The organism is Streptomyces sp. NPDC059037 (genome assembly GCF_042740015.1).
In the GTDB taxonomy this organism is placed as follows: Bacteria; Actinomycetota; Actinomycetes; order Streptomycetales; family Streptomycetaceae; genus Streptomyces.
In genome coordinates, this window is the sequence record NZ_JBHYIG010000025.1 from 1 (window position 1) to 13,033 (window position 13,033).

At 68.8% G+C, this 13,033-nt stretch carries 9 protein-coding genes; 1 reads left to right on the forward strand and 8 read right to left on the reverse strand.

Annotation, left to right across the window (positions count from 1 at the left end; genetic code table 11):
• Nucleotides 1–71: 71 nt before the first annotated feature.
• From ACFWY6_RS08200 to ACFWY6_RS08235, 8 genes are all read right to left on the reverse strand, one after another.
• On the reverse strand, nt 72–788 hold the full coding sequence (locus ACFWY6_RS08200) for an ABC transporter ATP-binding protein (RefSeq protein ID WP_384687421.1): 717 nt from the start codon (nt 786–788) through the stop codon (nt 72–74).
• Nucleotides 788–1,654: an ABC transporter ATP-binding protein gene (locus ACFWY6_RS08205; protein WP_384687422.1), complete on the reverse strand. Its 867-nt coding sequence runs from the start codon at nt 1,652–1,654 to the stop codon at nt 788–790. The genes ACFWY6_RS08200 and ACFWY6_RS08205 overlap by 1 nt, the downstream gene beginning before the upstream one ends.
• Before the next feature lie 3 nt (nt 1,655–1,657).
• Complete coding sequence (locus tag ACFWY6_RS08210) at nt 1,658–3,502, reverse strand: branched-chain amino acid ABC transporter permease (protein WP_384687423.1); 1,845 nt, start codon at nt 3,500–3,502, stop codon at nt 1,658–1,660.
• A gap of 5 nt (nt 3,503–3,507) precedes the next feature.
• Complete coding sequence (locus tag ACFWY6_RS08215; protein WP_365495070.1) at nt 3,508–4,437, reverse strand: branched-chain amino acid ABC transporter permease; 930 nt, start codon at nt 4,435–4,437, stop codon at nt 3,508–3,510.
• A 154-nt stretch (nt 4,438–4,591) separates the two neighbouring features.
• Complete coding sequence (locus ACFWY6_RS08220) at nt 4,592–5,839, reverse strand: branched-chain amino acid ABC transporter substrate-binding protein (protein WP_384687424.1); 1,248 nt, start codon at nt 5,837–5,839, stop codon at nt 4,592–4,594.
• Between the two features lie 866 nt (nt 5,840–6,705).
• Nucleotides 6,706–7,086 carry a hypothetical protein gene (locus tag ACFWY6_RS08225; RefSeq protein WP_384687425.1) on the reverse strand — a complete coding sequence of 127 codons (381 nt, stop codon included), beginning with the start codon at nt 7,084–7,086 and terminating at the stop codon, nt 6,706–6,708.
• Between the two features lie 92 nt (nt 7,087–7,178).
• The gene (locus ACFWY6_RS08230) at nt 7,179–7,652 is read right to left on the reverse strand and encodes a hotdog fold thioesterase (protein ID WP_360763433.1); all 474 of its coding nucleotides are present in this window, start codon (nt 7,650–7,652) and stop codon (nt 7,179–7,181) included.
• Between the two features lie 64 nt (nt 7,653–7,716).
• The gene (locus ACFWY6_RS08235) at nt 7,717–9,996 is read right to left on the reverse strand and encodes an FdhF/YdeP family oxidoreductase (RefSeq protein ID WP_384687426.1); all 2,280 of its coding nucleotides are present in this window, start codon (nt 9,994–9,996) and stop codon (nt 7,717–7,719) included.
• Between the two features lie 122 nt (nt 9,997–10,118).
• On the opposite strand from ACFWY6_RS08235, the gene polA reads away from it, so the two are divergent.
• Nucleotides 10,119–12,860, forward strand: coding sequence for a DNA polymerase I (gene polA, locus ACFWY6_RS08240; protein ID WP_384687427.1), 2,742 nt, complete (start codon nt 10,119–10,121; stop codon nt 12,858–12,860).
• Nucleotides 12,861–13,033 lie beyond the last annotated feature (173 nt).

Below are 13,033 nucleotides of genomic sequence, written 5' to 3' on the forward strand. Positions count from 1 at the left end.
ACCTCCCCCGCCCCGCCCGCCCCCCCCCCCCCCCGGGGGGGGGCCCCCCTTCTCCGTACGCGAAGTGCTGCTCAGTCCTCGCCGAGGTACGCCTTGCGCACGGACTCGTCGTGCAGCAGATCGTTCCCCGAGCCGGACAGGACGATCTTGCCGACCTCCATGACATGGCCGTGGTCGGCGAGGGAGAGCGCCGCCTGGGCGTTCTGCTCGACGAGCAGGATGGTCGTGCCCTGGGACTTGAGCTCGGCGATCGTCGCCATGATGCGCTGCATCATGATCGGCGAAAGGCCCATGGAGGGCTCGTCGAGCATGAGCAGTTTCGGCTGGGACATCAGGGCGCGCCCCATGGCGAGCATTTGTTGCTCACCGCCGGAGAGGGTGCCCGCGGCCTGCTTGCTGCGCTCCCCGAGAATGGGGAAGAGCTCGTAGGCGCGCTTGATGTCTTTTTCGATGCCCGCTTTGTCGCTGCGGAGATATGCGCCGAGCCGGAGATTGTTCTCGATGGTCATGCGCGGGAAAATGTGCCGCCCCTCGGGGGAGTGGGCGAGGCCGAGCGCGACGATCTGGTCGGCGCGGTATTTCCGCAGTGGTTTTCCGTTGAATCGGATGGTGCCGCCGACCGGCTTGAGAAGGCCGGAGAGCGTGCGCAGGGTGGTGGTTTTTCCCGCGCCGTTGGTGCCGATCAGGGTGACGACCTCGCCGGCTTCGACCTTGAAAGAGATGCCTTTGACGGCTTCGATCTTGCCGTAGGCGACTTTGAGGTCTTCGACTTCGAGCAGTGTGGTCATCAGTGGTTCTCCTCGTCGCCCGAGCCGCCGGTCTCGGTGCTGCCGGGGTCTCCTTCGAAGGGCTCGCCCAGGTACGCGGCGATGACGCGGTCGTCCTGCTGGACGGTCTCGCTGTCACCCTCGACGAGCTTCTCGCCCTGGACGAGCACGGCGACGCGGTCGCACAGGTTGAAGATGAAGCGCATGTCGTGCTCGATGACGAGGACGGCGATGCCCATGTCCCGGATGGCGAGGACGAGTTCCTCGGTGGCGCGGGTCTCCTGGGGGTTCATGCCGGCGGTCGGCTCGTCGAGCAGGAGCAGGCCCGGCTCGCTGGCGAGCGCGCGGGCGATCTCCAGCTTGCGCTGCTCGCCGTAGGGCAGGTTGCGCGAGAGGTGTTCCGCTTTGTCGGCGAGGCCGACGAACTCCAGGAGTTCCATGGCGCGGGCCTTGGACGCGGCTTCGGCCTTGTGGAAGCCGGGGCCGCGCAGGAGGGCCGACCAGAGGCCTTCCTTCGTACGGGTGTGGCGGCCGACCAGGACGTTCTCCAGGACCGTCATGTTGGCGAAGAGACGGATGTTCTGGAAGGTGCGGGCCACGCCGGCCGCGGTGACCTTGAAGGACTTGCTGGGCAGGACCTTGCCCTTGTACCGGACTTCGCCGTCGCTGGGGATGTAGAGGCCGGTGAGGCAGTTGAAGAAGGTCGTCTTGCCCGCGCCGTTCGGGCCGATCAGACCGACGATCTCGCCGCTGTTGACCTGGAGGTCGACCGAGCGCACGGCGGTGAGGCCGCCGAAGCGCATGGTGACGCCCCGGGCGTCCAGGACGGTTTCGCCGGCCGGCGCCGCGGCGGCGCTGCCCTTGCTGGTGGTGGTGTCGGTGGTCATGGCTCAGGCCCCTGTCTTGCTGAGGACTGTGGGAGGGGGCGTGTCGCCGGGGGCCAGTTCGGCCTCGTGGAATTCGAGCTGGCGGCGGCGGTTGGGGATGAGGCCCTCGGGGCGGAAGCGCATGAGGAGTGCCAGCGCGAGACCGAAGGCGAACAGCTGGTAGTCGCCGAGGAAGGAGAGCTTGCTCGGGATGAGGTAGAGCAGCGCCGCGCCGACAAGGGGGCCGCTGATGGTGCCCATGCCGCCGAGGACGACCGCGGCGAGCAGGAACGCCGAGTTCGGCGGGACCGTGTTGGCGAACTGGTACTGCTCGGGCGTCACGGTGTAGGTGACGTGTGCCTGCACCGTGCCCGCGAGTCCGGCGAGCGAGGCGCCGAGCGCGAAGGCGATGAGCTTCACGCGGAAGCCGTTGATGCCCATGGCGAGCGCCGCGGTCTCGTCCTCGCGGATGGCGACCCAGGCGCGGCCGATCCGGGAGTCGCCGCTGCGCCGGAAGACGAGGACGACGACGAGGGTGATGAGCAGCATCAGGAAGAAGTAGTTCGCGAAGCGGCCGATGGTGAAGCCGCCGAAGGTGTGCTCGATGCCGAGGTCGAAGCCGAAGATCTTCAGGTTCGGGATGGAGGAGATGCCGTTCGAGCCGTTGGTGATGTCCGGGCCCGAGGTGCCGTCGGAGTTCATGGCGACGAGCCGGAAGATCTCACCGAAGCCGAGCGTCACGATGGCGAGGTAGTCGCCGCGAAGCCGCAGTGTCGGGGCGCCGATCAGCACACCGAAGACTAGCGATGCGCCAGCGCCGACGAGGATGGCTCCCCAGAACGGCAGGTGCACGTCGAAGGGCGACGAGGGCGATCCCGACACCATGGATGCGGCGTATGCGCCGACGCCGAGGAAGGCGACGTATCCGAGGTCGAGGAGGCCCGCGAGGCCGACGACGATGTTCAGGCCGAGGGCCACGGTTGCGAAGATCAGGATGTACACGCCGATGGTGGCGTACTGGTCGTCGCTCTGGGTGAAGGGGAAGGCCGCCGCGGCGGCGAACGCACCGGCGAGGGTGACGTTGCGGTGCCGCCCGGTGTACGTGGAGATCTGGGCGACGAGGCCTGCCTTGGAGAGCGCGGCGAAGCCGAATCCGACGGTGACCAGGAAGCCGATGAAGAGCTCGTCGTACTCGGTCCCGATGCCGTAGGTGAAGACCAGCAGGCCCGCGGCGAGCGCCGCGATGATGATCAGGATCTCGATGTACGAGGAGAGCTTGCGCGGCGAGGGCGGCGCTTCGGCGGCGAAGGCGCCCTTGAAGACGGTCATCGCGTTGCGCATGCGGTGCTTGAACTGCTCGCTGCCGCTGTCCTCGGGGTCGACCGGGTAGGTGTGCGGCCGCTTGAAGGGCAGGGCGAGGGCGCCGAGCAGGGCGGCGAGCGTGGCCACGCCGGCCACCCAGCCGCCGACCTCGAGGTTGGCGAGCCCGCCGAGCTGGTAGCTGATCGCGATGAGCGTGTACCAGGTGGTGGCGAAGGCGGCGAGGGCTGCGTACTTGAGCGCGGCGTCGGCTCCGCCGGGAGCGATGGCGCGTACGCCCTTGACTCCGTACGAGGCGAGGCCGAGGAGCGCGGTCAGGGCGCCGACGATGAGGACGAGCACCTGGAGGCCACCGGGGTAGCCGTAGACGGTGAGGTCGCCGGGGAACGCCGCGGTCCAGGTCCAGGCGAGGAACGCGGAGATGACGGTGAGGACGCCGCCGCCGGTCGCCATTGCGCGGGCGGTGCCCACGGGGATGGCGATGAGGCCGGTGGGGGTGTTGTCCTGCTTGGGGCTGGGCGCGTCGGCCGCAGTGGTCTGTGTGGTCATGGATGTCACGCCCTGTCCGCGACGCGCTCGCCAAGGAGACCTTGTGGCCTGACGAGGAGTACGACGATGAGGAGTACGAAGGCCCAGACGTCGGCCCAGGACTGCCCGCCGAGCTGGCTCATGCCGGGGATGTCGTTCATGTAGGCGGTGGCCATGGCTTCGGCGATGCCGAGGACGAGGCCGCCGAGCATGGCGCCGTAGATGTTGCCGATGCCGCCGAGGACGGCCGCGGTGAATGCCTTGAGGCCCCAGAGGAAGCCCATGCGGAACTGGACCTCGCCGTACCGGAAGCCGTAGGCGACGGCGGCGATACCGGCGAAGGCGGCGCCGATCGCGAAGGCGACGACGATGACGCGGTCGGTGTTGACACCCATCAGCTTGGCGGTGTCGGGGTCCTGCGCGGTGGCCTGCATGCCGCGGCCGACGCGGGTCTTCATCACGAACCAGCCGAGGGCGAACATGCAGATCGGTGCGGTGATCAGCAGGAAGATGTCACCGGGCTGGATGGTGACGGAGCCCATGTGGATGGAGTCGCCGGGCATCTCGGGGAAGGTGCGGGACGACTTTGCGTTGGGGTACCAGGCCCAGACGGCCTGCTGCAGGGCCAGCGAGAGGCCGATGGCGGTGATGAGGGGTGCGAGGCGGGGTGCGCCGCGCAAGGGGCGGTAGGCGAAGCGTTCGGCTCCGACCGCTATGAGGGTGGAGACGATCACGGCGCCTATGAGCATGAGCGGCAGGGCGAGCCACATGCTGGTGCCGCCCGGCAGCCAGAGCCACACGGTGAGGGCGCCGAAGCCGCCGACCATGAAGATCTCGCCATGGGCAAAGTTGATGAGCTGGACGATGCCATAGACCATTGTGTAGCCGATGGCGATCAGGCCGTACATGGATCCCAATAGCAGGCCATTGACCAGCTGTTGCGGCAGTTCGTGCACCGCAGGTCCTCCGAGTCTTTCGGTGCCGTGCGGCCTGCTTGCGGCGGCGGGGGGCCTCGCGATGGCCGGACGGCTCAGGTGACGGATGCGACGCCGCGCGGGGCGCTGCAGAGGGCAGCGCCCCGCGCGGTGGTGTCGTGGGCTGCGGGGAGGGTCAGCCGGTGTAGGTACCGGACTCGACGGGCTTCCAGCCCTTGGCCGGGTCCTCGGTGGACTTGACCTCGTACACGGTGAGTTGCTTGTTGGTGGCGTCGCCGTACTGGTCGAAGGAGACCTTGCCGGTCACACCGTCGAAGGAGACGTCCTGCATGGCCTCGACGATCTTGGCGCGGGCGTCGTCGGGCAGCTTGCCGTCGTTGTCCTCGACGACCTTCTTGACCGCTTCGATGATCGCCCAGGCCGAGTCGTAGGAGTAGCCGCCGTAGGCCTCGTAGGCCTCCTTGTAGCCGGCCTTCTTGTAGTTCGCGATGAACTCCTTGGCGGACGGCAGTTCCTCTACGGGCTGGCCGACGGAGGTGGCGAAGTCGCCCTTGCCTTCCTTGCCGGCGAGCTTGACGAAGTCGGCGCTGTAGATGCCGTCACCGCCGACCAGCGGGATCTTGGCTCCGGCCTTCTTCATCTGCTTGCTGAGCGGACCGGCCGCGGGGTACTCGCCGCCGTAGTAGACGACGTCCGCGTCGGAGTTCTTGATCTGGGTGGCGACGGCGCCGAAGTCCTTCGTGTCCGGGTTCACGTGCTCGGTGCCGGCGACCTTGCCGCCGAGCTTGGTGAACTCGTCCTTGAAGGTGGCGGCGAGGCCCGCGCCGTAGGTCTTCTTGTCGTCGATGACGAAGACCTTCTTCTTCTTGGCCTTGTTGTACAGGTACTGCGCGGCGAACGGGCCCTGGATGGCGTCGGTGGTCGCGGTGCGGAAGTAGGCCTTGTACGGGCGTACCTTCTTGCCGCCGTTCCAGTCCTGGCCCTGGGTCATGGCCGGGTTGGTGTTGGCGGGGGAGACCTGGACGAGCTTCGCGTCGTCGAAGACCTTCTGCATCGACTCGCCGACGGAGGAGTTCAGGGGGCCGACGGCGCCGAGGATTTCCTTGTTGGCGACGAACTTCGTGGCGTTGGTCTGGCCCGAAGCGGGCTGGCCCTGGTCGTCTGCGGGCTGCACCTTGAAGGTGATGCCGTCGACGTACTTCTTCTCGTTGGCCTGCTTGGCGGCGAGATCCACGGAGTTGCGGATGCCGAGGCCCAGCGCGGACAGGTCACCGGTCAGCGGCGCGTCGACACCGATGACGACGGTGGTGCCGCCGCCCGCGGAGTCTCCCTTGTCCTTGTCGTCGCGTGAGCCACAGGCGGTGAGGGTGAGTGCCCCCGCGGTGAGTGCTGCGGTGATGGCTATGAGCGAACGTTGACGCACGATCAGTCCTTTCCCCTGGCACGGCCCTCCCCTGTTGGGTGGCCGAGTCGAGCGCGGAACCGAACTGACAGGAATCCGGTGGGCGCGGTGACTGGCCGTGACTCTAAGGGCCGAATTGTTCCTGGTGGAGTGGTCAGGCCAAAGGTGTGACGCTCTTGTTATGCCAGGGGGTATTCGGGGCTGGAACTCAGGGGGTGGATGGGGCGGAATACGCCACCTTCGGCGCATCCCGCATGCTGAGACCTTGCAGGACTGTCAGGGTGTTTTACTCATGACATCAGTGTTCCGGGGGCATGCAGCTGTCAGGGCCCGGGAAAGATCTTTTGCGTACGCCGAGCCGAGGATGAAGCTCTGCGTCTGCTTTGCGCGCGCATTACGCAGTGTTACGGCGAGGAAAGGGAGACCGGCATTCCGTGGCACATTTCGACATTCGCGAATGTGCATGGTGATTCGTGCCGTACGAGGGCTTCCCGTTTTCACTGTGAATGGGGTATGGGGGGCGACGGTGACCGAAAGGGCCGCTGACGGCTGGGCGATCCATCTGACGGACACCGGGGGACCCGCGTCCTGACTGACGCCGATGGTGAAGCTGAAGGTGCGTTCGCCGGCCCGTGGATGCGTCATGTCGCCCTCGTACTTCACGGACACGGTCTGCGACGGATGGAGCGGTGGCGGCGGCGCCGGAGGGCGAGGGCGGGTCAGGTAGAGGCCGAGGGAGGCGGCCCCTACGGCGGCGGCCGCGGCGAGGGCCAGCGCGGTGCGGTGGCGACGGGTGAGGCGCGGGCGGGGGCGTACGAGATGTGCGGGGCCTTGCGCCTCGTGGGCGTCGTAGGTGTCTTCGCCGGGTTCGACGGGGCCGATGGCGTTCACACCCACGGCCCGCCGCTCGGCTCCCCGTTGCGGTAGCGCTCTTCGCACCGCTCGCGGGCCTCCCGGGTGATCAACTTCCGTCCCGCGTCGGCGCCTTGGCGTTTGCGCTCGGCGCGGGCCAGGTCGAGGGTGTCCCGCAGGATCATGTACTGGCCGTTGGAGAGGCCCATCGACTGATAGTCGCCGTACGTCTCCTCGCCCGAGTCGTAGATCTGCCGCCCCCATTTGGTGATCAGGGCCGTGCAGAGGTCTTCGGGGGAGGTGGTGGCGGGAGACGGGGAGGGTTCGGGGGCGTCGGCGGAAGGGGAGCTCCCGCATCCGGTGGCGGCCAGGAGAGCGGCGAAGGCGAGCGCACAGCGCGGTTTCCGGTGCCTCATGCACCGACGCTAGACCGGAGCCGATCGCTCCGACAATGCGTAGGGCGGGCCCGGAGTGTGCGGGGCGCGCCGGGCGCCCGCCCTCAACCTGCTTATCCGGCGGAGCCGTTGGGCTCCACGTCGCGCAGCAGGCACGTCAGCCGCGCGGTGCACACCCGCTTGTCCTGCTCATCGGTGATGACGATCTCGTACGTCGCCGTGGAGCGGCCCCGGTGCACAGGCGTCGCCACGCCGGTGACCAGGCCCGAGCGCGCGCCCCGGTGGTGCGTGCAGTTCAGGTCGACGCCGACGGCGAGCTTCGTGCTGCCGCCGTGCAGCATCGAACCGACCGAGCCGAGGGTCTCGGCGAGCACGGCGGACGCGCCGCCGTGCAGCAGGCCGTACGGCTGGGTGTTGCCCTCGACCGGCATGGTGCCGACGACGCGGTCCGCGGAGGCCTCAAGGATCTGGACGCCCATCCGGGTGCCCAGGTCGCCCGCGGAGAACAGGGCGGGCAGGTCGACGCCGAGCGCGGCGTACTCGTCGATGACCTCTTGCGGGAACTTCACGCTGTGCTGCTCGCCCATGGGGCCCTGCTCCGTTCGTCGTCCACGGTTGTCGCTGGTGCTGTCGCTGTCGCTGAGCGAACGCTCAGTCGGTGCCTGATTGTTCCAGGCGTACGACGACGGACTTGCTGGCAGGGGTGTTGCTGGTGTCGGCGGTCGAGTCCAGCGGGATCAGCACGTTCGTCTCCGGGTAGTACGCCGCCGCGCAGCCCCGGGCCGTCGGATAGTGCACGATCCGGAAGCCGGGCGCGCGCCGCTCGACGCCGTCCTTCCACTCGCTGACGAGGTCCGCGTACGACCCGTCGGCGAGGTTCAGCTCACGGGCGTCCTCGGGGTTGACCAGGACGACCCTGCGGCCGTTCTTGATGCCCCGATAGCGGTCGTCCAGGCCGTAGATCGTGGTGTTGTACTGGTCGTGGGAGCGCAGCGTCTGCAGCAGCAGCCGCCCCTCGGGGAGAGCGGGGAACTCGACCGGGGCTGCGGTGAAGTTGGCCTTGCCGGTCGCCGTGGGGAAGCGGCGCTCGTCGCGCGGGGCGTGCGGCAGGGTGAAGCCCGCGGGGTCGGCCACGCGCGCGTTGAAGTCCTCGAAGCCGGGGATCACGCGCGCGATGCGGTCGCGCACCGTGGCGTAGTCCTTCTCGAACTCCTCCCAGGGGGTGGCCGATTCGGCGCCGAGGACGCGGCGGGCCAGGCGGCACACGATGGCCGGCTCGGACAGCAGATGCGGGCTCGCGGGCTCGAGGCGGCCGCGCGAGGCGTGCACCATGCCCATGGAGTCCTCGACCGTCACGAACTGCTCGCCACTGCCCTGGAGATCCCGCTCGGTGCGGCCGAGAGTGGGCAGGATCAGCGCCCGCGCGCCCGTGACGGTGTGCGAGCGGTTCAGCTTCGTCGACACATGGACGGTCAGGCGGGCCTTGCGCATCGCCGCCTCCGTCACCTCCGTGTCGGGCGACGCCGCCACGAAGTTGCCGCCCATCGCGAAGAACACCTTCGCCTCGCCGTCCCGCAGCGCCTTGATGGCGCGGACGACATCCAGGCCGTGCTCGCGCGGCGGCGCGAAGCCGAACTCCTTCTCCAGGGCGTCGAGGAAGGCGGGCGCGGGCCGCTCGAAGATGCCCATCGTGCGGTCGCCCTGCACGTTCGAGTGCCCGCGCACCGGGCAGACGCCCGCACCGGGGCGGCCGATGTTGCCGCGCAGCAGCAGGAAGTTGACGACCTCGCGGATGGTCGGCACGGCGTGCTTGTGCTGGGTCAGGCCCATCGCCCAGCACACGACGGTGCGCTTCGAGGCGAGGACCATGGCGAGGGCTTCCTCGATCCTCGCGCGCTCCAGGCCGGTCGCGGCGAGCGTCTCGTCCCAGTCGGCGTCCCGAGCGGCCTCGGTGAACTCCTCGTACCCATGGGTGTGTTCGCGGACGAACTCCTCGTCGACCGCACCGTCCGTGTCGAGGATGAGCTTGTTGAGGAGGCGGAAGAGAGCCTGGTCGCCGCCGAGACGGATCTGCAGGAAGAGGTCGGTCAGGGCGGTGCCCTTGAGCATGCCCTGCGGCGTCTGCGGGTTCTTGAAGCGCTCCAGGCCAGCCTCGGGCAGCGGATTGACCGTGATGATCTTCGCGCCGTTGTTCTTCGCCTTCTCCAGGGCGGAGAGCATGCGCGGATGGTTCGTGCCCGGGTTCTGTCCGGCGACGATGATCAGGTCCGAGTGGTAGAGGTCCTCCAGGAGGACACTGCCCTTGCCGATGCCGATGGTCTCCGTGAGCGCGGAGCCCGACGACTCATGGCACATGTTCGAACAGTCGGGCAGATTGTTCGTGCCCAGCTCGCGGGCGAACAGCTGATACAGGAACGCCGCTTCATTGCTGGTGCGGCCCGAGGTGTAGTAGACGGACTCGTCCGGGCTCTCCAGCGCCGCGAGTTCATCGGCGACGATGTCGAAGGCCCGCTCCCAGGAGACCGGTTCGTAGCGCTCGGCGCCCTCCGCCAGATACATGGGGTGGGTGAGGCGGCCCTGCTGCCCCAGCCAGTACCCACTGCGCGTCGCGAGGTCCGCGACGGGGTGCGCGGCGAAGAAGTCGGGGGTGACGCGGCGCAGTGTCGCCTCCTCGGCGACCGCCTTCGCGCCGTTCTCGCAGAACTCCGCCTTGTGCCGGTGCTCCGGCTCGGGCCAGGCACAGCCGGGGCAGTCGAAGCCGTCCTTCTGGTTGACCCGCAGCAAGGTCAGCGCCGTGCGGCGCACACCCATCTGCTGCTGCGCCATCCGCAGCGTATGACCGATGGCGGGCAGCCCCGCGGCGGCGTGCTGCACCTGTGCGACCTGCGGCGCGTCCTGGACCGGATCACCCTTGGGCGGCTTGCTTGCCATGGTCGGCTCCCCTTCGAGCACGTGCGTGAGCTACGTCTTCGATCCTCCCACGCGGCAGTGACAGAGCGGCGGCGGGTGAGGGTTGGGCCTGACTGTCAGTGGGGCGTGGCAGGATCGGGGACGTGGCAGAAAAAGCAGCGAAGAAGAAGTCCGAGACCGCGACGAAGCCGAGTGGCGAGCCGCGCCCGCGCCTGCTCCTCATGGACGGGCACTCCCTGGCGTACCGGGCGTTCTTCGCGCTGCCCGCGGAGAACTTCACGACGGCGACGGGCCAGCCGACGAACGCGATCTACGGCTTCGCGTCGATGCTGGCGAACACGCTGCGCGACGAGGCGCCCACGCACTTCGCGGTGGCCTTCGACGTCTCGCGCAAGACGTGGCGCTCCTCGGAGTTCCCCGAGTACAAGGCGAACCGCTCCAAGACCCCGGACGAGTTCAAGGGTCAGGTCGAGCTGATCGGCGAGATGCTCGACGCGATGCACGCGGTGCGGTTCGCGGTGGACGGCTTCGAGGCGGACGACGTGATCGCCACGCTCGCCACCCAGGCCGAGGAGGCCGGCTTCGAGGTCCTGATCGTCACCGGCGACCGCGACTCCTTCCAGCTGATCACCGACCACGTGACGGTGCTGTACCCCACCAAGGGCGTCTCCGAGCTGACCCGCTTCACTCCGGAGAAGGTCCAGGAGAAGTACGGCCTCACGCCCGGCCAGTACCCCGACTTCGCGGCCCTGCGCGGCGACCCGTCGGACAACCTCCCCGGCATCCCCGGTGTCGGCGAGAAGACCGCCGCGAAGTGGATCAACCAGTTCGGTTCCTTCGCCGACCTGGTCGAGCGCGCCGAAGAGGTCAAGGGCAAGGCCGGGCAGAACTTCCGCGATCACCTGGACGCGGTGAAGCTGAACCGCCGGCTCACGGAGATGGTGCGCGACGTCGAGCTGCCCAGGACGGTCACCGATCTTGAGCGCGCTCCGTACGACCGCACGGCCCTGGCCATGGTGCTCGACACCCTGGAGATCCGTAACCCCTCGCTGCGCGAGCGGCTGCTCGCCGTCGACCCCGGCGCGGAGGAGGCCGAGGAGACCCCGGCGGAGCCCGGCGTAGAGCTGGACGGCACGGTGCTCGGCGCGGGCGAGCTGGCTCCGTGGCTCGCCGAGCACGGCACGGCGGTCCTGGGCGTGGCCTCGGTCGACACCTGGCAGCTCGGCACGGGCTCGGTGGCCGAGGTGGCCCTCGCGGCGGCCGGGGGAGCGGCCGCCTGGTTCGACCCGTCCCGCCTGGACGAGGCCGACGAGAACGCGTTCGCGGCCTGGATCTGCGACCCGGACAAGCCCAAGGTCCTGCACAACGCCAAGGGCGCGATGCGGGTCTTCCCCGAGCACGGCTGGACCGTGGACGGCGTCACCATGGACACGGCACTCGCCGCGTACCTGGTGAAGCCGGGCCGCCGCTCCTTCGCCCTGGACGCCCTGTCCCTGGAGTATCTGGGCCGTGAGCTCGCGCCCGCATCGGCGGCCGACGGCCAGCTCGCCTTCGGTACGGAGGAGGACGACCAGGCCGAGGCCGAGTCGCTGATGGCGCAGGCCCGCACGATCCTCGACCTGGGCACGGCCTTCGGCGAGAAGCTTCAGGAGGTCGGCGCGGCCGACCTCCTCAAGGACGTCGAACTGCCCACCTCCATCCTCCTGGCCCGCCTGGAGCGGCACGGCATCGCGGCGGACCGCGCCCATCTGGAGGCGATGGAGCAGCAGTTCGCGGGCGCGGTGCAGCAGGCGGTGAAGGAGGCGCACGAGGCGGCCGGGCACGAGTTCAACCTGGGCTCGCCCAAGCAGCTCCAGGAAGTCCTCTTCGGCGAGCTGAACCTCCCCAAGACGAAGAAGACCAAGACCGGCTACACCACGGACGCGGACGCCCTGGCCTGGCTCGCGTCCCAGACCGAGAACGAACTGCCGGTCATCATGCTGCGCCACCGCGAGCAGGCGAAGCTCCGCGTCACGGTCGAGGGCCTGATCAAGACGATCGCCGCGGACACCCGTATCCACACCACCTTCAACCAGACGGTCGCGGCGACGGGCCGCCTGTCCTCCACGGACCCGAACCTGCAGAACATCCCGGTCCGCACGGACGAGGGCCGGGCGATCCGCCGCGGCTTCGTGGTCGGCGAAGGCTTCGAGTCGCTCATGACCGCGGACTACAGCCAGATCGAACTGCGCGTGATGGCCCACCTCTCCGAGGACGAGGGCCTCCTGGAGGCGTTCACGTCCGGCGAGGACCTGCACACCACGGTCGCCTCGCAGGTGTTCGGAGTGGAGCGCCCGGACGTCGACGCCGAGATGCGCCGCAAGATCAAGGCCATGTCGTACGGCCTGGCGTACGGCCTCTCCGCGTTCGGTCTCTCCCAGCAGCTCAACATCGAGGCGGGCGAGGCCCGTTCACTGATGGACACGTACTTCGAGCGCTTCGGCGGCGTACGCGACTATCTGCGCCGAGCCGTCGACGAGGCCCGCGCGACGGGCTACACGGAGACGATGCTGGGCCGCCGCCGCTACCTCCCGGACCTCAACAGCGACAACCGCCAGCGCCGTGAGATGGCCGAGCGGATGGCCCTGAACGCCCCGATCCAGGGCACGGCCGCCGACATCGTCAAGATCGCCATGCTGAACGTGGACGCGGCCCTGACCAAGGCGAAGCTGAGCTCGCGGATGCTGCTCCAGGTCCACGACGAAATCGTCCTGGAGATCGCCCCGGGCGAGCGCGCCAAGGTGGAGGAGATCGTCCGCCGGGAGATGGCGGGAGCGGTGTCGCTGCGGGCGCCGCTGGATGTCTCGGTGGGGGACGGCGGGGACTGGGAGTCGGCGGCGCACTAGGGGCTGCGCCGGGCTGGAACCGCTCCCGGGGCACCGTCTTGTCACCGGCTCCGCCGAGTTCGTCCTCAAACTCCCCCAAGCTCTTAAAGAGCAGGGGGGACCCCCTCGACGGGCTGGAGTTTGCACCCCCGGGCGGTGTTTCACACAGAACCCACGCGCGCGCAAAGGCACTG